16 protein-coding genes and 1 pseudogene are annotated in these 18835 nt (G+C 75.2%); 12 read left to right on the top strand and 5 right to left on the bottom strand.

Annotated features, from left to right (window positions below):
• Nucleotides 1-10: 10 nt before the first annotated feature.
• Both K353_RS30105 and helR read left to right on the top strand, forming a co-directional pair.
• Nucleotides 11-1363, top strand: a complete 1353-nt coding sequence (locus tag K353_RS30105) for an ammonium transporter (protein ID WP_111556669.1) — start codon at nt 11-13, stop codon at nt 1361-1363.
• A gap of 254 nt (nt 1364-1617) precedes the next feature.
• Nucleotides 1618-3777 carry an RNA polymerase recycling motor ATPase HelR gene (gene helR, locus K353_RS30100; RefSeq protein ID WP_111556668.1) on the top strand — a complete coding sequence of 720 codons (2160 nt, stop codon included), beginning with the start codon at nt 1618-1620 and terminating at the stop codon, nt 3775-3777.
• Nucleotides 3778-3877: 100 nt separating this feature from the next.
• Here helR and K353_RS30090 read toward each other — a convergent pair whose 3' ends face one another.
• Nucleotides 3878-5449, bottom strand: a complete 1572-nt coding sequence (locus K353_RS30090) for a Na+/H+ antiporter (protein ID WP_111556667.1) — start codon at nt 5447-5449, stop codon at nt 3878-3880.
• A 228-nt stretch (nt 5450-5677) separates the two neighbouring features.
• Here K353_RS30090 and K353_RS30085 point away from each other — a divergent pair, with 228 nt between their 5' ends.
• Both K353_RS30085 and K353_RS30080 read left to right on the top strand, forming a co-directional pair.
• On the top strand, nt 5678-6166 hold the full coding sequence (locus K353_RS30085) for an N-acetyltransferase (protein ID WP_111556666.1): 489 nt from the start codon (nt 5678-5680) through the stop codon (nt 6164-6166).
• A gap of 140 nt (nt 6167-6306) precedes the next feature.
• Nucleotides 6307-7284: an alpha/beta hydrolase fold domain-containing protein gene (locus K353_RS30080; protein WP_111556665.1), complete on the top strand. Its 978-nt coding sequence runs from the start codon at nt 6307-6309 to the stop codon at nt 7282-7284.
• On the opposite strand, the gene K353_RS30075 is transcribed toward K353_RS30080, so the two are convergent.
• A complete protein-coding gene (locus K353_RS30075; protein ID WP_111556664.1) occupies nt 7277-7822 on the bottom strand; it encodes a pyridoxamine 5'-phosphate oxidase family protein in 546 nt (181 codons plus the stop codon). The genes K353_RS30080 and K353_RS30075 overlap by 8 nt on opposite strands.
• Before the next feature lie 262 nt (nt 7823-8084).
• Between K353_RS30075 and K353_RS30070 the strand changes: the two genes are divergently transcribed.
• From K353_RS30070 to K353_RS30045, 6 genes are all read left to right on the top strand, one after another.
• Nucleotides 8085-8978 carry a metal-dependent hydrolase gene (locus tag K353_RS30070; RefSeq protein WP_111556663.1) on the top strand — a complete coding sequence of 298 codons (894 nt, stop codon included), beginning with the start codon at nt 8085-8087 and terminating at the stop codon, nt 8976-8978.
• A 158-nt stretch (nt 8979-9136) separates the two neighbouring features.
• Entirely contained in the window at nt 9137-10216 is a 1080-nt protein-coding gene (locus K353_RS30065; protein ID WP_111556662.1) for a PDR/VanB family oxidoreductase, read from the top strand.
• Between the two features lie 3 nt (nt 10217-10219).
• On the top strand, nt 10220-11062 hold the full coding sequence (locus K353_RS30060; protein WP_111556661.1) for a M24 family metallopeptidase: 843 nt from the start codon (nt 10220-10222) through the stop codon (nt 11060-11062).
• Entirely contained in the window at nt 11059-12792 is a 1734-nt protein-coding gene (locus K353_RS30055; protein ID WP_111556660.1) for an SDR family oxidoreductase, read from the top strand. Before K353_RS30060 ends, K353_RS30055 begins: the two co-directional genes overlap by 4 nt.
• A gap of 207 nt (nt 12793-12999) precedes the next feature.
• Complete coding sequence (locus K353_RS30050) at nt 13000-13860, top strand: DUF3626 domain-containing protein (protein WP_111556659.1); 861 nt, start codon at nt 13000-13002, stop codon at nt 13858-13860.
• A 5-nt stretch (nt 13861-13865) separates the two neighbouring features.
• Nucleotides 13866-14528 (top strand): LysE family translocator, encoded by a 663-nt coding sequence (locus tag K353_RS30045; protein ID WP_111556709.1) that lies wholly within the window; start codon nt 13866-13868, stop codon nt 14526-14528.
• Between the two features lie 58 nt (nt 14529-14586).
• Here the strand turns inward: K353_RS30045 and K353_RS36200 are convergent, their stop codons facing one another.
• Complete coding sequence (locus tag K353_RS36200; protein ID WP_233533924.1) at nt 14587-15096, bottom strand: GNAT family N-acetyltransferase; 510 nt, start codon at nt 15094-15096, stop codon at nt 14587-14589.
• Here K353_RS36200 and K353_RS36670 point away from each other — a divergent pair.
• Nucleotides 15071-15409: pseudogene (locus tag K353_RS36670) on the top strand (Dyp-type peroxidase domain-containing protein); the annotation flags it as partial. The gene K353_RS36200 and the pseudogene K353_RS36670 sit on opposite strands and share 26 nt — an antisense overlap.
• Nucleotides 15388-16017: a Dyp-type peroxidase gene (locus K353_RS30035; protein WP_255410780.1), complete on the top strand. Its 630-nt coding sequence runs from the start codon at nt 15388-15390 to the stop codon at nt 16015-16017. The pseudogene K353_RS36670 and the gene K353_RS30035, both read left to right, overlap by 22 nt.
• Nucleotides 16018-16040: 23 nt before the next feature.
• Here K353_RS30035 and K353_RS30030 read toward each other — a convergent pair whose 3' ends face one another.
• Both K353_RS30030 and K353_RS30025 read right to left on the bottom strand, forming a co-directional pair.
• Complete coding sequence (locus tag K353_RS30030) at nt 16041-16514, bottom strand: GNAT family N-acetyltransferase (protein ID WP_111556657.1); 474 nt, start codon at nt 16512-16514, stop codon at nt 16041-16043.
• 136 nt (nt 16515-16650) lie between these two features.
• On the bottom strand, nt 16651-18835 hold a 2185-nt coding region (locus tag K353_RS30025; RefSeq protein ID WP_199528290.1), incomplete at its 5' end, for an FG-GAP-like repeat-containing protein.

Raw genomic sequence — 18835 nt, 5'->3', positions numbered from 1 at the left:
GGTAGAACCCGTGCTCTCCGCGCCCCCGCCGATGCCGCCGGCCTACAACGCCGGCGACACGGCCTGGCTGCTGGCCTCCACCGCCATGGTCCTGCTGATGACGCCCGGCCTGGCTTTCTTCTACGGCGGCATGGTCCGGCTCAAGCACGTCCTGATGATGCTGAAGATGAGCTTCGCCGCGCTCGCCTTCGGCACCCTGGTCTGGTGGGCGCTCGGCTACACCCTGGCCTTCGGGCCGGACGCCGGCGGGGCCGGGGTGATCGGCACCCTGGACCTGGCCTTCTTCCGCGGCATCGGGATCAACACGCTCAGCGGCGCCATCCCCACCTACATCTTCGCCACCTTCCAGATGGGCTTCGCGGTGGTCACCGTCGCCCTGATCAGCGGCTCGGTCGCCGACCGGGCCCGGATGCGCGGCTGGCTGGTGTTCGTTCCGCTGTGGCTGCTGGTCGTCTACGCGCCCGCCGCGCACTGGGTGTTCGACTCCCAGGGCTGGATCCACGACCGGCTCGGCGCGCTCGACTTCGCCGGCGGCCTGCCCGTCGAACTCAACTCCGGCGCCGCCGGGCTCGCCGTCGCCGTCGCCCTGCGCGGCCCGCGCGACTGGGCCCGGCGCGAGGAGCGGCCCAACAACATCCCGCTGGTGGTGATCGGCGTCGGGCTGCTCTGGTTCGGCTGGTTCGGCTTCAACTCCGGCTCCGCGCTCAACGACCAGGGCACCGCCGCCGCGGCCTTCCTCAACACCCAGCTCGGCGGCGCCGCCGCGATGGTCACCTGGCCGCTGGTCGAGAAGTGGCGCACCGGGCGGGTCAGCACCACCGGCGTGGTCTCCGCGGGCGTGGCCGGCATGGTCGCCATCACGCCCGCCTGCGGCGAGATCGACCCGCTCGGCGCGGTGGTCACCGGCCTGGTCGCCGGGCTGGTCTGCGCCTGGGCGGTCACCCTCAAGTACCGCTTCGGCGTGGACGACACGCTCGACGTGGTCGGCGTGCACGGCGTCGGCGGCACCACCGGCCTGGTCATGGTCGGCCTGTTCGCCACCGCCCGGATCAGCGGCACCGAGGGCCTGTTCTACGGCGGCGGCTGGAGCCTGCTGGGCAAGCAGGTGCTCGCCGTGCTGGCGGTGGCCGCGTTCTCCTTCACCCTGACCTGGCTGCTGGCCAGACTCGTCGACGCCGTGGTCGGCTTCCGGGCCACCGCCGCGTACCAGCACGTCCCCGGCGAGGCCGCCGAGACCGCCTACGACACCCTCACCGCCGAGCACCTCGGCACCCTGGTGGACTCCGGAGCCGCCCACAGCGACAGCGAACTCGTCCGGAAGATCGCCGAGTTGATCAGGACCCGGCGCGAGGACGGGAGCTGACGGGAGGCTGGTCGACAGGGCCGTCGAGGGGGCGGGCCGGACAGCCGCCCGGACGCACGAAAGGCAGGGAGCGCGCGCTCTCCTGCCGATATCAAACTTATACCGCAAGGGGGGCCTTGCCGCAAGGCCCCCCCGATGCCGCACAATCGCTGGTCTGAACCGGGGAACCCGCGCAAACAGCACGAACGGGGCAGACCGCGAGCAGCACGCGGACGGAGCGCGGCCGACCCGGCAGCGGATCGGAGTCACCACCCATGAACCAGCCGACGACCAGCGCCTTCGACCTGCCCGCGCGGCTCGCCGCCAAGGCGGACCCGGCCCTGATCGCCGCCGACGACCGGCACTTCGCCGAGGTCGCCGCCACCCTGCGGCGGGACGTCGCGGAGCTGACCGCGCGCCTGGAGGAGGTGCGCCGCAGCCCCGGCGGGGCCGGACAGGCCGCGATGGACCGGGACAACGAGGTGCACCGGCTCTCCGCCCGGCTGCGCACCCTGGGCCGCTTCGGCCACGACCTGTGCCTGGGCCGGATCGTCCGCGCCGACGACCCCGAGCCGATCTACATCGGCCGCCTCGGCCTCGCCGACGCCGACGGCCGCCGCCTGCTGGTCGACTGGCGCTCGCCCGCCGCCGAACCCTTCTTCGCCGCCACCCACGCCCACCCGATGGGCCTGGCCAGCCGCCGCCGCTACCGCTGGCAGCGCGGCCGGGTCGGCGACTACTGGGACGAGGTGTTCACCGCCGACGGCCTCGACGGCCACGCCGCGCTGGACGACCAGTCCGCGTTCATCGCCAGCCTCGGCAGCTCCCGCTCCGCGCGGATGCGCGACGTGCTGGCCACCATCCAGGCCGACCAGGACGCCATCATCCGGGCCGGCTCGCGCGGCTCCCTGGTGGTCGACGGCGGCCCCGGCACCGGCAAGACCGTGGTCGCCCTGCACCGCACCGCCCACCTGCTGTACTCCGACCCGCGGCTGGGCCACCGCAAGGGCCGGGTGCTGTTCGTCGGCCCGCACCAGCCCTACCTGGCGTACGTCGCCGACGTGCTGCCCAGCCTCGGCGAGGAGGGCGTGCTGACCTGCACCCTGCGCGACCTGCTGCCCGAGGGCGCCGCCGTCGCGCCCGAACCCGACCCCGGGGTGGCCCGGCTCAAGGCCGCCGCCGGGATGGTGCACGCGGTCGAGAAGGCCGTCGCCGTCTACGAGGAGCCGCCCGCCGAGGGCCGCAAGCTCTCCACCGAGTGGTACGAGCTGTGGATCGACCCCCAGGACTGGACCGAGGCGTTCGCCGCCCCCGACCCCGGCACCCCGCACAACGAGGCCCGCCAGCAGGTCCTGGACGAGCTGATCACCATCCTGCTGGACAAGAACGCCGACTCCTTCGACGACGAGGACGGCATCTCGCCCGAGGTGCTCCGCCGCGAACTGCGCCGCGACCCCGAACTGCTCGGCGCGCTGCGCCGCGCCTGGCCGATCCTGGAACCCACCGACCTGGTCGGCGACCTGTGGACCGTCCCCGCCTACCTGCGGCTGTGCGCGCCCTGGCTGAGCCGCGAGGAGATCCGCGCCCTCCAGCGCCCCGACCCGGCCGCCTGGACGCTCGCCGACCTGCCGCTGCTGGACGCCGCCCGCCGCCGCCTCGGCGACACCGACGCCGACCGCCGCCAGCGCGCCCGGCGGGCCCGGCTGGCCACCGAGCGCGAGCTGATGGACGGCGTGGTCGACCACCTGCTGACCTCCGACGACGACGGCGAGGGCGCGGTCGCCATGCTGCGCGGCGCCGACCTGCGCGACGCGCTGATCGACCACGACGACCCCGAGCCCGTCGACCCCGACCTGCTGGCCGGGCCGTTCGCCCACATCGTGGTGGACGAGGCGCAGGAACTCACCGACGCCGAGTGGCAGATGCTGATCGCCCGCTGCCCCTCCCGCTCCTTCACCGTCGTCGGCGACCGGGCCCAGGCCCGGCACGGCTTCACCGAGTCCTGGACCGAACGCCTGGAGCGGGCCGGCCTGGAGCGGATCACCCTCACCTCGCTGACCGTCAACTACCGCACGCCGGAAGAGGTGATGGCCGAGGCCGAACCGGTGATCCGGGCCGCGCTCCCCGACGCCAACGTCCCCACCTCGATCCGGCGCAGCGGCCGGCCCGTGCACCACGGCGCCCGCGCCGAACGCGACGGGCTGCTGGACGCCTGGCTGGCCGAGCACCCCGAGGGCACCGCCTGCGTGATCGGCGACCCGACCTTCCTCGGCGGCGGCCGGGTCCGCTCGCTCAGCCCCGAACTGGTCAAGGGCCTGGAGTTCGACCTGGTGGTGCTGGTCGACCCGGACGCGTTCGGCGACGGCGTCGAGGGCGCCGTGGACCGCTACGTCGCGATGACCCGGGCCACCGGGCAGCTCGCCGTGCTGCGCTGAGCCCGGACGCCGGGCAGCTCGCCGTGCTGCGCTGGGCCCGGACGCCGGACGCCGGACGCCGGACGCCGGGGGCCGGGCGCCGGACGCCGGGGGCCGGGGCTCAGTCCACCGCCTCGGGGTGGGTGAGCCGCAGCTCCTCGATGTCCAGCCGGGTCTCCAGCGTGACCAGCACGGTGTCGTCGATCCGGTGCTCGGCGCGCAGCCGCACCAGTGCGGCCCGCTTGCGGGCCAGCAGGGCCAGGTGCAGCGCGGTGTCCCGGGGGTCGCGCGCGAAGGCGTCCGGGGCGTCGGAGGAGGTCAGGTCGGCCAGCGCGGCCTCCAGTTCGCGCCGGTAGCGCTCGACCAGCTCCCCGTCCGCGCCGACCTCGGCCGCCGCCTCCGGCAGCGCCGCCAGGGCGGTCCGCAGCACCGTCTCGTGGGCGAGCCGCTCCTCCGCGCCGTCCGCCGAGGGGTCCGGCAGCCGGGCCCAGCGCACCACGCCCGGCAGCACCAGGCCGGGCAGCAGGGTCAGCACGATCACGCCGAAGGTGACGAAGACGATCAGGTCCCGGTCCGGGAACGGCTCCCCGGAGTCCAGCGCGGCCGGGACGGCCAGCGCCGCCGCCAGCGACACCGCGCCGCGGAACCCGGCCAGTCCGCTGACGATCCGGGCCCGGCCGCTGACCCGCCGGGCCCGCTGCTGCGGCCGCCGGTCCACCGCCCGGATCAGGTACGCGGAGGCGAACAGGAACGCGATCCGGGTGCCGGTGAGCACCGCCGCCACCACGACCACCAGGGCCAGCGCCCGCGCCAGCGTGGTGGCGGTCAGCCCGCGCACCGCGCTCTGCGCCTCGATGCCGACCAGCACGAACAGCGCGCCGTTCAGCAGGAACGTCCCCAGCGACCAGGAGGCGACGATCTGCCGGCGGGCCGCGGCGCTGCCGGTGGTCGGCGAGGTCTGACTGATGATCAGCCCGGCGGTGACCACCGCCAGCACGCCCGAGGACCCGATCGACTCCGCCAGCAGGTAGCTCCCGAACGGGACCAGCAGGAAGACCAGGTTCGCGCTCAGCGGGTCCGAGACCCGGCGCCGCACCAGCACCCCCAGCCAGGCCACCAGCCCGCCCGCCGCCGCCCCGCCCACGTACGAGAGCGCGAACAGCCAGGACACGTGCAGCACCCCGAGCCGCTCCTCGCCCACCGTGACGCCCACCGCCAGGCCGTAGACCACCAGCGCCGTACCGTCGTTCACCAGGCTCTCGGCCTTCAGCACCATCAGGTTGCGGCGCGGCAGCAGCCGGGCCACCACCCCCACCGCCGTCGCGTCCGTCGGCGCCACCGCCCCGCCCAGCACCCAGGCCGGGCCCCACGGCACCCCCGTCGCGTGCGCCGCCGCGGCCACCGCGCCCGCCGTCAGCACCACCAGCGCGGTGCTCGCCAGCACGATGCCGCGCAGGTTGCGCCGGATCTCCTGCAACGAGGAGGTCATCGCCTCCCAGTACAGCAGCGCCGGCAGGAACAGCAGCAGCACCGCCTCCGGCGGCAGCTCCACCTCGCGCAGCGCGGGCAGGAACCCCAGCAGCACGCCCGCGCCCAACTGCAGCACCGGCGCGGCGATCCCCAGCCGCACCGAGGCCGCCCGGCACGCCAGCAGCGCGACGCCCAGCAGCACGACCAGTTCCAGCCCGACCATCAGGGACCGCCGCCTCCCGCGCCGCCCGCACGGCCCTCCCGGATGGGGCCGCGCGCCCTCGGACGCTACTGCGGCCCGGCCGCGCCCGCCCGCATTGACCGAGCGGCCGATCGGGTGCTCCCGGCGGGCCGGTGGCGGCCCGGCCCGGAGGCGGGCCGGTGGTGGGCCGGTGGTGGGGCGGGGAAAACCAGGGGACCGGACGGGCGCGCGCTGCTACGGTCGGGCCCCATGAGCTGGCTCCCCGACGACTTCGTCCACCCCGTCCTGGTACCGCTGCCGGGCGGCGGTCACCACCTGCGGCCGATCCGGGAGGCGGACACCCCGCTCGACTACCCGGCCGTGATGGGTTCGCGCGAGCGGCTGTGGACCATCTACGGCCCGGCCTGGGGCTGGCCCGCGGCCACCATGACCTACGAGGCCGACCGGGCCGACCTGCTGCGGCACGAGCAGGAGATCGCCGCGCACCAATCCTTCAACTACGCGCTGTTCGACACGGCGGAGACGGCCCTGCTCGGCTGCGTCTACATCGACCCGCCGGAGAAGGCCGGTGCGGACGCCGACATCTCCTGGTGGGTGGTGGACGAGCTGGCGGGCGGCGAGGTCGAGCAGGCCCTCGACGCGCTGGTCCCGCAGTGGATCGCCGCCGACTGGCCGTTCGAGCAGCCGCGCTTCCCCGGCCGCGGGATCTCCTGGGCGGACTGGCTCGCCCTGCCGTAGGGCCGGTCCCCGCACCCCCGGCACCCGACCGGCCGTCCGACCCGGCAGGACCGCGGGGACGCCCCTCCCGCACCGAGCCGCACCACGTCCGAGCGGCGGAGACCGACGGATCGCGCCCGGTGGGGTACAACTCCGGAAGCATGACGCAGAAGCCTTACCTGGACCGGGAGACGGCCGCCGCCCTGGCCGCCCGCGGCGGGGTGCCCGCGCCGCTGACGCCCGAGGCGCTGGGGGAGTGGCAGCGACGGGACGCGCAGCGCCGGCCCCGGCCGACGCTGCGGCAACTCGCCGACGGCGGGCGGTTCGAGACCGCCGAGCACGACGCGGACGGCGTCCCCGTGGTCGCCGCCCGCCCGGCCGGGGCGGCCGGGCCGCTGCCCGCACTGCTCTACCTGCACGGGGGCGGACTGATCGGCGGCAACGCGTACGCCGTCCTGCCGCGCGTGCTGCGGGAGTTGGCCGAACCACTCGGGCTGGCCGTGCTCTCCGTCGAGTACCCGCTCGCGCCCGCCGCCCGCTACCCGGCCCCGCTGCACGCCTGCCGGACGGCACTGCGCTGGACGGCCGCGCACGCCGGGCGGCTGCGGATCGACCCCGGGCGGATCGTCTTCGCCGGCAAGAGCGCCGGGGGCGGGCTGGCCGCCGCGCTCGCCCTGCTGCTGCGCGACGAACGCGACGGACGCGGTGAACTCGGTGAAATCCCCTCCCCGGCCGGGCAGTTGCTGCTCAGCCCGATGCTGGACGACCGCGGCGGCACTGCCTCCGCCCGGCAGGCCGCCGGGCACGACACCTGGGACGCCGTCTCCAACGCCACCGCCTGGCAGGCCGCGCTCGGCCCGCTGCACGGCACCCCCGACCTCCCCCCGTACGCCGCCCCCGCCCGGGCCCGCGACCTGTCCGGCCTGCCGCCCGCCTACCTGGAGGTCGGCTCCGCCGAGACCTTCCGCGACGAGGTCACCGCCTACGCCGATGCCCTGTGGCGCGCCGGCGGCCACGCCGAACTGCACGTCTGGCCCGGCGCCCCGCACGGCTTCGACACCCTCGCCCCGCAGGCCGCGATCAGCCGGGCGGCGGTCGCGGCCCGGGCGGGCTGGCTGCGGCGGCTGCTGCTCAGTTAGCGGGCAGCCGGGTGTCGGTCCAGCCGGTGTCGGTCCAGCCGTCGGCGGTGCGGGTGTGGCGGCGGCGCAGGTGGCGCTGTTCCGGGCCCGCCTGCCAGAACTCGGCCTCCGCCGCGTGCAGGGCGTAGCAGTGCAGGGCGGGTGAGGGGGTGGAGCAGCCGGGGGAGGGGCGGACCGGGCCGCGGAGGCGGACCTGGCGGCCCTGGACCGGCCAGTAGACGGTGAGCGCCGCGTCCGGGCGGGCGGTGAGCTGGCGGGCCTTGGGGGAGTCGGGCTCGGTCCAGAAGTGCCAGGCGGCGGCGGACGCGTCGACGTCCCGCAGCACCAGCACCCGGGCGTCCGGCCGTCCCGCGGCGTCCACGGTGGAGAGCGTCACCACCTGGGCGTCCGGGCCGCCCGCCGCGAGGGCGTCCAGCAGCCAGGCGATGAACAGCGCGGCGGGGTCGGTGGCCGTCCGGTCCGGCGGCGGGTAGGCGGGCGCGGCCAGCACCGGGTGGGCGATCAGCGCGCGGACGAGGGGGGTGCGGTCGTCGGTCACGGGGCTTCCTGGTCGGGGGGCGGGAAGGGGGGCGGGGCGCCGGGCGGCATCAGCGCGCTGACCCGGCACGGGGCACACACTGGCGGTTCGCGGCGGTGGGGGCAAGCGGGTCGGCGGCGGGGGTCACTCGATCGGGGCTTATTAGACTCGATGTTGATAAGAGTGGTCGAACCCCTTGTCCGGCCCGCTACCCGCGAGTAGTTTGCCGGTGTGCCCACCCGGGGCCGCTCCCCCCGTCCGCCGCGCGTCAGGAGGCACCCCCATGCCCCGCCCCACCCCGCCCGTCAGCGTGCACGACAGCCTGGTGCTCGAACCGCGTGACGTGCGCTTCGACTGGTCCGGGCTGCCGCTGCACTGGATCCCCGACGAGCCGATGGCCACCCACACCATCAACGTGCTGCACCTGCTGCTGCCCGAGGGCGAGCGGTGGTTCGTCAAGGTGTTCAAGGAGGCGCTGCCGCTGATCCGGGACGAACAGCTGCGCGAGGAGGTGCTCGGCTTCATCGGGCAGGAGGCCATCCACGCCGAGGCCCACCAGGAAGTCCTCGACCACCTGCTCGGCCAGGGCCTCGACCCGCGCCCCTACGTCCGGCAGATCAGCTGGCTGTTCCGCCGCGTCCTGGGCGACAAGCCCGGCCTGACCGCCCGCCAGCGCCGCGAGAACGTCATCGAACGCGTCGCCTTCGTCGCCGCCATCGAGCACTTCACCGCCTTCCTCGGCAACTGGGCCCTCAACTCGCCCGGCCTCGACCGCGCCAAGGCCGACCCCACCATGCTCGACCTGCTGCGCTGGCACGGCGCCGAGGAGGTCGAACACCGCAGCGTCGCCTACGACCTGATGCGCCACCTCGACCCCGGCTACCTGCGGCGCGTCCGCGGCATGTTCGTCTCCGGCCCGCTGCTGATCCACCTGTGGATCCGCGGCGCCCGCTTCATGCTCGCCGCCGACCCCACCCTGGAGGGCCGGCTCGCCCCCACCTGGCGCGAGGCCCGGCGCGCCGCCCGGCGCGGCCTGCTGCCCGAACCCGCCCGCTTCCTGCGCTCCGCCGCGCGCTACTTCGGCCCCGGCTACCACCCCACCCGCGAGGGCAGCTCCTCGCAGGCCCTCGCCTACCTGGCGAAGTCGCCGGCGGCCAAGGCCGCCGCCACCCACTGAACAGGGCGCGCCCGAACGGGGAACCCGCCCGAACGGGAAACCTGGCGGAACCGGACGCCCGGCGGAACCGGGCGCGCGCCCGAACCGGACGCGCGACCAGGGACGCGAACACCGATGGCCCCCGGCGGGGCGTGAACACCTCTTGGAGCCGTACCCCCATGGATCTCGAAACGCCACCCCCCGACCTGTACGGACGTCCCCGGGCCGACCGCTTCTTCGCCCGGCTGACCGCCTTCGGCGACCGGTACAGCCCCGCGCTGGGCCGCCCCGGGCTGCGCCGCAGCCCGCGCCGACCGGAGGCCCGGCCGGTGCCGCCGCTGCACCTGGTGGTGGTCTCGCACCGGGTGGTCGCCGAGGACGTGGCGGAACTGCGGCTGGCCGACCCGTCCGGCGGGATGCTGCCGCCCTGGCAGCCCGGCGCGCGGATCGTGCTGACCCTGCCGTCCGGCCGCGCACGCCACTACTCGCTCTGCGGCGACCCGGCCGACCGGCACGCCTACCGGATCGCGGTGCGCCGGATCGCGGACGGCGGCGGCGGCTCCGTCGAGGTCCACGACGACCTGCACGTCGGGGTCCGCCTGCGGGTGCGCCGCCCGCGCAACGGCTTCGCGTTCTGCGGCGAGGAGAAGGTGCTGTTCCTGGCCGGCGGCATCGGCGTCACCCCGCTGCTCCCGATGGCCCGGGCCGCCCGGCAGGCCGGCCTCGACTGGCGGCTCGTCCACACCGGCCGCACCGCCGCCGCCCTCCCGTTCACCGACGAGCTGCGCGCCCTCGACCCGGCCCGGGTGACCGTCCGCACCGACGACGAGCACGGCCTGCCCGACGCCGCCGAGCTGCTCGCGCACGCCCCCCGCGGCGCCGCCGTCTACGTCTGCGGCCCCGCGCCGATGCTGCTCGCCGTCCAGCGCGCCCTGCCCGGATCGCCCGCCGCCGCACTGCACTTCGAACGGTTCGGGGCGGCGCCGATCCGCGACGGGCACCCGTTCGGCATCCGGATCGACGGCCGGACGCTCACCGTCCCCGCCGACCGCTCCGCGCTGGACGTCGCCCGCGAGGTCAGGCCCGACCTGCCCTACTCCTGCCGGCAGGGCTTCTGCGGCACCTGCGTGCTCAAGGCCACCGGCGGCACCCCCGAGCACCGCGACCGCCGGCTCACCGCCGAACAGCGGGCCGCCGGCCTGATCCTGCCCTGCGTCACCCGGGCCGCCGCGGGCGAGACCCTCGTCCTGGAGGTGTGAGCGATGAAGCAACCGCCCCGATTCCCGTACGGCGAACGGGACCTGGCGAAGTTCCGGGAGGTCCAGCAGCTCTCCTACCACTGCGCCGAACAGGTCGCCGCCTGGATCGAACCCGGCGTCACCGAACGCCAGGTCACCGCCGAACTGCGCCGCTGCCTGGTCCGGGCCGGCGTGCAGGACTTCTTCCACGTCCCGTTCGCCTGGTTCGGCGACCGCACCGCCTTCCGGCACTTCCACACCCCGCTCCAGTTCTTCGCCGGCTCCCGGGTGCTCACCGAGGGCATGCCGTACGTCCTGGACTGCGCGCCCGTGGTGGACGGCTACACCGCCGACATCGGCTACGGCGGCAAGGTCGGCGACAACCCCGTCTGGGACCTGCTCGCCAAGGACCTGAAGGTCTACCGCGAACTGATCCTGCGCGAGGTCAGGGCCCGCCGCACCCTCGCCGAGGTGTACGCCGCCGTCGACGCCCAACTCGCCGCCCACGGCTACGACAACCGCCACCAGGTCTACCCCGGCCGGGTCATCGGCCACCAGGTCACCCGGACCACCGCCCGCGGCCCGGCCGGCGTCAACCTGTTCGGCTTCGGCGTCCGCACCCTCCAGACCCTCGGCCGCGAACTCGTCAAGGAACGCCTGGAGGGCCGCTCCCCGCTCTGGGCCGGCGGACGCGCCTCCCACCACGCCCCCACCCCCGGCCTCTGGGCGGTCGAACCGCACATCGGCTTCCGCGACGTGGGCATCAAGTTCGAAGAACTCCTCGTCGTCACCGAGGACGACGCGTACTGGCTCGACGACGACCTGCCGCACGTGCGGCGCTGGACACTCCAGGAGGCACGCGCATGACCGGCCGCAGCAACGGGATCCGCCGGCGCACCGTCGACTCCGGCGGGCTCGCCCTCGCCGTGTACGAGCAGGGCGACCCGGCCGACCCGACGGTGATCCTGGTGCACGGCTACCCCGACGACCACTCGGTCTGGGACGACGTCGCCGCGGACCTCGCCGTCGACCACCACGTGGTGCGCTACGACACCCGCGGCTCCGGGGCCTCCGGGGTGCCCGCCGCCCGGGAGGACTACCGGCTGGAGCTGCTCGGCGCGGACCTGTTCAACGTCGCCGACGCCGTCAGCCCCGACCGGCCGGTGCACGTCGTCGCGCACGACTGGGGGAGCGTGCAGTCCTGGGAGGCCGTCACCGCGCCCGGCGCGTACCGGCGGATCGCCGGCTACACCACGATGTCCGGCCCGTGCCTGGACCACATGGGCCACTGGATCCGGCACCGGCTGCGCCGCCCCACCCCGCGCCACCTGTCCCAACTGCTGCGGCAGGGCGCGCACTCCTGGTACATCGCGCTGTTCCACCTGCCCGTGCTCGCCCCCGCCGCCTGGAAGCTCGGCCTGGCCCGGCTGTGGCCCCGGGTGCTGCGCGACCTGGAGGCCGTCCGCCCCCGGCCCGGCCACCCGCAGGCCACCCTCGCGCGGGACGCCGTGCACGGCATCGAGCTGTACCGGGCCAACATGCGCCCCGCCGTGCGCCGGCCGCGCGAACGGCACACCGAGGTGCCGGTGCAGCTGATCACCCTGCAACGCGACCACTACGTCTCCGACTTCCTCTCCGAGGGCCTGGAACGCTGGGCACCCCGGCTCACCCGGCGCACCCTGAACGCCACCCACTGGTCCGCGCTGCTGGAGAAGGGCCCCGCGGTGGCCGCCCTGGTCCGCGAGTTCACCGCCCGCGACCACGGCGCCGCCCGCCAGGAACCCTCCGCGGCGGGCGAGTTGGTCGTCGTCACCGGCGGCGGCAGCGGCATCGGCCGGGCCACCGCGCTGGCCTTCGCCGAGCAGGGCGCCCGGATCGTGGTCTGCGACCGCGACCTGCCCGCCGCGCAGCGCACCGCCGAACTCTGCACCCTCTCCGGCGTCAAGGCCGCCGCCTACGGGGTCGACGTGAGCGACGGCCCGGCCGTCGACGCGTTCGCCCGGCAGGTCGCCGCCGAGCACGGGGTGCCCGACGTGGTGGTCAACAACGCGGGGATCGGCCACTCCGGCACCTTCCTCCAGACCACCGAGGAGGAGTGGCGGCGCGTCCTGGACGTCAACCTGTGGGGCGTCATCCACGGCTGCCGCGCCTTCGGGCAGCTGATGGTCGACCGCGGCGAGGGCGGCCACCTCGTCAACCTCGCCTCCGCCGCCGCCTACCTGCCCTCCAAGGTGCTCGCCGCGTACGCCACCTCCAAGTCCGCGGTCTTCATGCTCTCCGACTGCCTGCGCGCCGAACTCGCCCCGCACCGGATCGGCGTCTCCACCATCTGCCCCGGCATCGTCAACACCAACATCACCCGCACCAGCACCTTCTCCGGCCTCGGCGACGGCGAACTCGCCGCCAAGCAGGCCAGGGTCGCCAAGATGTACGCCCGCCGGGGCTTCCCGCCGGAGAAGGTCGCCGCCGAGATCGTCCGCGCCGTCCGCACCCGCAAGGCCGTCGTCCCCGTCACGGTCGAGGCCAAGGCCGCCCGCCTGCTCGGCCGGCTCAGCCCCGCACTGCTGCGCCGGGCGGCCCGGATCAACGCGGGCTGAAACGCCCCGGCCGGGGGCGCGCGCACCGCCCCGCGCCCCCGGCTGCGCGGTCCGTCGCACCGCCCGGAGTGCCGTCCGTCGCACCGCCCGGAGTGCCACCCGGCGTGCGGCGCGGAGTGCCACCCGGAGTGCCACCCGGAGTGCCACCCGGCGTGCGGCGCGGAAAACCGGCTGCGCCCGCGACCCGGCCCGGGCAGACTGCGCGCCATGGAACAGACGCCCGAAGCCCGCGCCGCCCTCCGGCACATCGCGGCCCGGACCAGCGGCGACCCGCTGCCCGCCGGGCTCGACGTCACGCTCCACTTCCACCCGGACCGGACCGGCCCCGACGGCCTGCCCGTCCTGGCGGCGATGGCCCGCGACGGCGTCTACCGCTCCCAGTTCAGCACCGGAACCAGCAACGGCGGCCTCACCGCCCACCCCGGCGGCGACCGCTGGAAGTGGGAGAGCCGGATCTTCGGCGGTGCCTACGACCAGGCCCCGGCCGAGCGCCGCCCCGTCTACGGTGCGCTCAACCGCCACCGCAGCCCCTACGGCGGCGCGCCCCGGTTCGGCTCCGCGCACGTCCGGCTGGTGCCCGCCGCCCTGCACCGGGCCACCTTCTGCTACCCCGACAGCTTCCTCGAACCCGAGGACTTCGGCACCGTCGACGCCATGCCGCTGCTCGCGCTCGCCGAGGCCGACGGACAGGACGCCCTGGACGACTACGTCGAGGCCCACCTGCACGGCCCCGTCCGGTTCGACACCCACGTCGCCGCGCTCGTCTTCGACCCCAGCCACCGCGGCACCGAGGTCGAGGCCGCCGCCCGCGCCCTGCCCTGCCCCGTCGAGTGGCACCCGGGCTACCGCCTCCCCGCCGCCGAACTGCCCCGCCACGCCGACTACCGGGGCCCGCACATCACCGCCCTCGGCGCGGCGATCGCCCGCGACGGCCTGCTCGACCCCGCCGCGATCGGCGCCGCGGCGCGCGGCGGACGGCACGACCCGCAGGACCTGAAGAAGGTCTGGCACTGCCTCGCCCGCTTCGGCCGCCCCGCCGCCCCGTGGACCGGCCGTCCGTGGACCTGACGACGATGGCCGGACCGCTCGCCTCCTTCGCCCTGGTGGTGGGCCTGCTCACGCTCACCCCCGGGCTCGACACCGCGCTGATCCTGCGCACCGCCGTCCTCGGGCGCCGGCGCCAGGCCTGGGGCGTGGTCCTCGGCATCCAGACCGGCACCCTGGTCTGGGGCACCGCCTCCGCGGCCGGGATCAGCGTGCTGCTCACCGCCTCCCGCCTCGCCTACGAGACGCTGCACTGGGCCGGCGTCTGCTACCTGCTGTGGACGGGCGTGCGGATGCTGCGCGAACGGCACCCGCGGCGGGACGGGGCGGGCGACGGCAGCGGTAGCGACAGCGGCGGTGACAGCGGCAGCGACGACGGGGCCGACGGGCCCGGCGGGTGGTGGGCCGGGTGGCGGCGCGGGACGCTCACCAACCTGCTCAACCCCAAGGTCGGCGTCTTCTACGTCGCCGTCCTCCCCCCGTTCATCCCCGCCGGTGCCCCGCACCTCGCGGCCGGCATCCTGCTCACCTCGGTCCACGTGGCCGAGGGCCTGCTCTGGTCCGCCGCCCTGATCGCCTTCGCCCACACCCTGCGCACCCGCCTGCGCCGCCCCGCCGTCCGCCGCCTGCTCGACCGGGCCACGGGCGTCGCCGTGCTCGGCTTCGGCGCGAAACTCGCCCTCGGCGACTGACCGCACCGGGCGGCCGACCCCGCCGGAGCGCCCGTCCGGGGGCGGGGCACCGGGCCGGTCAGTCCGCGGCCGGGTGGGTCAGGGCGTGCAGGTGGCGTTCGCGGGGGCGGGGGAGGAGGGCTTCGAGGGGGTAGCCGGCCTTCCGGGCGACCCGGCAGGAGGCGGGGTTGTCCGCGTGGTGGATCAGTTCCAGGCGGGTCAGGGCGGGGCCGTCGGCGGGGGAGAGGGCCCAGGCGGAGAGGAGGGCCACCGCTCGGGGGGCGAGGCCGGTGCCGCCGGGGCGTTTGAGCACAACGTGGCCCACGGCCCGCCCGTCCGTGACCGTGGCGAAGGCGAGGCGCTCGTCGGCGGCGAGGCCCGCGCGTTCGGCGGCGATCCAGCGCGCCCCCGGATTCGACCGCCGGGCCCTGCTGGCCGCGGGCGCCGCCCTCGCCGCCGGGGCGGGCGCCGCCACCGCGACCGCGCTGGTCCGCGAACCGGCCGCGGCACCAGCCGCCCCGCCGCCCGCGGCCGTCCCGTTCCACGGCACCCGCCAGGCCGGGGTGACGCACCGTCCGCTCGCCGCCACCCGGCTGCTCGCCTTCCACCTGCCCGCCGACGCCGACCGGGCCGCGCTGCGCGCCCTGCTCGCCGCCGTCGGCGAGGTGCTGGCCCGGGCCGCGGACGGCGGCCTCGACGACCCGCGACTGCCCGGCACCCCGCCGGTCACCTCGCTCGCCGCGGTCGGCCCCGCCCTCGCCGCCCGCCTGCGCCTGCCCGCCCCCGGGACGCTCGCCGAGCTCCCCGCCCTCCCCGGCGACCGCCTCGACCCGGCCCGCGGCGGCGGCGACCTACTGCTCCAGGTCGGCGCCGAACAGCCCTGGACCACCGGCCTGCTGACCGAGCACCTCCTCGCGGCGGCCCCCCACGGCGCGGCCGTCCGCTGGCACCAGTCCGGCTTCCTGCCCCCACCCCGGACGGGCGGACCCCGCGCAACCTGTTCGGCTTCAAGGACGGCACCGCCAACCCCGACCCCGCCGACCTCGCCCTGTGGCACCGGGACGGCACCGTCCTGGTCTACCGCCGCATCCGGATGGACACCGTCGCCTTCGCCGCCCTCCCCGCCGACCGCCGGGAACTCGCCACCGGCCGCCGCGCCGCCACCGGCGCCCCGCTCACCGGCACCGCCGAGCACGACGACCCCGACATCTACGCCAAGCACCCCGACGGCTCCTACGTCATCCCCGCCACCGCCCACGTCCGCCTCAGCAGCCCCCGCCTCGACGGCGGCGCCCGGATGCTCCGCCGCGGCTGGTCCTACGACGACGGCCCCACCGACCGCGGCCTCCTCTTCTGCGCCTTCATGCCCGACCCCGCCCTCTTCACCCGGGTCCAGACCCGCCTCGCCCAACGCGACGCGCTCACCCCGTTCCTGACGCACACCGCCTCGGCGGTGGGCTGGGTCCTCCCGGGCGCACGGGAGGGCGGCACGCTGGGGGACGGGCTGTGAGCGCCGTCCCCCACGAGGGGGGCTCAGCTCGGGGCGACGGGCTGTTCGAGGAGTTCGGCCGAGGGGGCGAAGCCGTGCCGCCGGTACAGCGGGGCGCTGCGTTCGGAGGGCCAGACGACCAGGGTGTCCAGCGGCCGGGCGCGGGTGTGGCGGTTCAGCTCCTGCAGCAGGGCCCGGCCCAGGCCGTGGCCGCGCCGTTCGGGGGTGACGTAGAAGTTCGTCACGTAGCCGAGGGCGTCGGCGGACGGGTAGGGGCTGGGCACCTTCTCCACCAGGCAGAGGAACACGTGCCCGCAGACCCGCCCGTCCGCCTCCGCCACCCAGGCGAGCCACGGCCCGGCCAGCCGGGTGCGCAGCCACCGCTCGCACTCGGCGAGGAACTCCGCCGCCGACCCCGGCGGTTCGCCGTCCTCGTCCTCCCGCTTGAACCGCAGGCGCAGCGCGGCCAGCGCGGACGCGTCGTCAACTCCGGCCCGGCGGACGGTCACTCCGTTCATGGGGCCCACTCTAGGCGGCGTGCGAGCTGCCGTTCGGGGTTGGTGCCGGTGGGTCTCCGGCAGGCGGGAACACCCCGGCCCCGTTCGGTCACCGAACGGGGCCGGGGTGTTCTCATTCGAGTGTTCGTCGTCCGGGTCAGACGATGCCGAGGACCTGACCCCAGTCGGTCCAGCCGGGGGTGGCGAAGTCGTCACCGCCGTTGGAGAGCCATGCGTGGGTGGTGCCGTCGATGACCAGGTAGTCGCTGCGGCCGTCACCGTCGAGGTCGGTGAAGTCAACCTTGCTCTGGGTGGTGGTGTGTCCGGTGGAGACGGTGCTCCGGATGACCCAGCCGTTGCCGGTGTCGCCGCCGTGGTTGATGTACGAGGTGACGCTCCCGTCGGGGTTGACGACGGTGTAGTCGGCCTTGCCGTCGCCGTCCAGGTCGGCCCAGCGGATGCGGCTACGGTCGCTGGTCAGGCCGACGGCGACCTGACCGGTGTCCGCCCAGCCGCCGTGGCCGTCTCCGCCCCGGTTCAGGAAGACGCCCACCGCGCCACTGGCCTGGGTGATGATGTAGTCGGTCTTGCCGTCACCGTCGAAGTCGGCGAAGCGGACCTGGTCGGGGTTGCTGATGGCTCCGGTGGCGACCTGACCGTAGTAGATCCAGCCGCCGTGGCCGTCACCGCCGGCGTTCAGCCAGACGTTGACCGCGGCACCGTTGAAGACGATGTAGTCGGCCTTGCGGTCGCCGTCGAAGTCGGCGAAGCGGACCTTGGTGCGGTCGGTGGTGACGCCGCCGGTGACCTGGCCCAAGTCCGTCCAGCCGCCGTGGCCGTCACCGCCGGTGTTCAGCTTGACGCTGATGGCGCCGTTGTCGGCGATGGTGATCGCGTCGGCTCGGCCGTCACCGTTGAAGTCGGCGTAGCGGAGCTTGCCGGTGCCGCCGGACTCGTTGGTGGCGGCGCTGTTGTTCGGACCGCGGCTGAAGGTGTTGGAGCTCCAGATCGGGGCCCCGTCGGTCTTGTAGAGGACCAGGTTCCCGTCTGGCTGGAAGAACAGTGCGGCACCGCCGTTGTTGTACGTCGCGGAGGCCCATAGGGGAGTGCCGGTGTGCGCGGCCTGCGGGTAGATCACCAGGTTGCCGTCGGCCTGCAGGGTCAGGACCGAGGAGGAGGTGCCGCCGCCGCCGATGGTCCAGGTGCCGTAGCCGGGGTTGCTGATGGTCAGCGTGCCGTTGCGGAAGGACATGGTGGCGCGTCCGGCGGTCCAGGTGGTGCCGCTGGAGTGGTTGGTGTCGTCACCGGGGAACAGTACGTAGCCGGGCGTGCCGGAGAGCAGCGCCACCTGGTCGGGACTCAGCGCGGTGCCCGCCCAGGTGCGGACGTCCGAGACGGAACCCGGGTAGTACACCTGGTGGGTGCCGGTGTTCAGGTAGTCACCGACCCGGAAGCTGCCGTCGGTCCCGGCGACCGGGTTGTGGCTGGTGGCTGCGATGTCGATGCCGTTGACGTACAGCGCCATCTCCTTGGTGGTGGCGTTGTACGTCGCTCCGAGGTGCGTCCAGACACCGAGCTGGACGGTGTTGCCGCTCACGCAGTCGTAGGACCAGCCGCTGTCGACCCGGGCGAGGCAGAACTTCCACTGCTTTGTTCCCGGGCCGTCGCCGAACAGCATGAACCGGGACGTGTTGGCACCGTCCTGGGACAGCACGACACCGCCGAAGTCTTCCGGCTTGACCCATACCGAGACGCTGAAGCTGGCCGACGCGTTGACCGCCGGACCGGAGGTGCTGAGCACACCATTGGCGTTCGCGTTGAGGTGGACGTTCGGATTGAAGATGCCCTGGTTGTTCCAGGTCGCGCCGGTGCTGCCGCTCAGCGTCAGACCACCGGCCGGATCGGCGGTGGAGGCCACCCGGCTGCCCTCGGCGCCGCCCTCGGCCAGCGGCCACTGGTGGGTCGGCGGGACGAGCGTCTGCGCGGTCTGGGCGGTCAGCGTGGTGCCGTTCAGCAGGTACGCGACCGCCTGGCCGGTGCCGTCGAGGGCCCAGAGGTCGATGGTGCCGTCGCGGTTGATGTCGGCGGCTTGGAGGACGGGTTTGGTGGTGGTGGTCCAGCCGTTGGCGGCGATTTTGGTGGGGGTGGTGGGTTGGTTGTCGGTGCTGCCGAGGGCGGCGTTGGAGGCGAGGTTGGTGAGGGTGGTGGGGTTGTAGTACCAGAGTTCGCCGGTGGTGGTGTTGCGGGCGTAGAGGGCGGGGAGGTTGCCGGTCAGGGCGGTGGTGATGGTCCAGCCGGTCCAGTCGCCGGTGCCGGTGGGGTTGACGTCGGTCAGTGGGGTG

Source organism: Kitasatospora sp. SolWspMP-SS2h (assembly GCF_003259315.1).
Classification (GTDB): Bacteria; Actinomycetota; Actinomycetes; order Streptomycetales; family Streptomycetaceae; genus Kitasatospora; species Kitasatospora fiedleri.
Note: the sequence above shows the minus strand (reverse complement) of the source record. Positions and strands in the feature narration are given on the sequence as shown.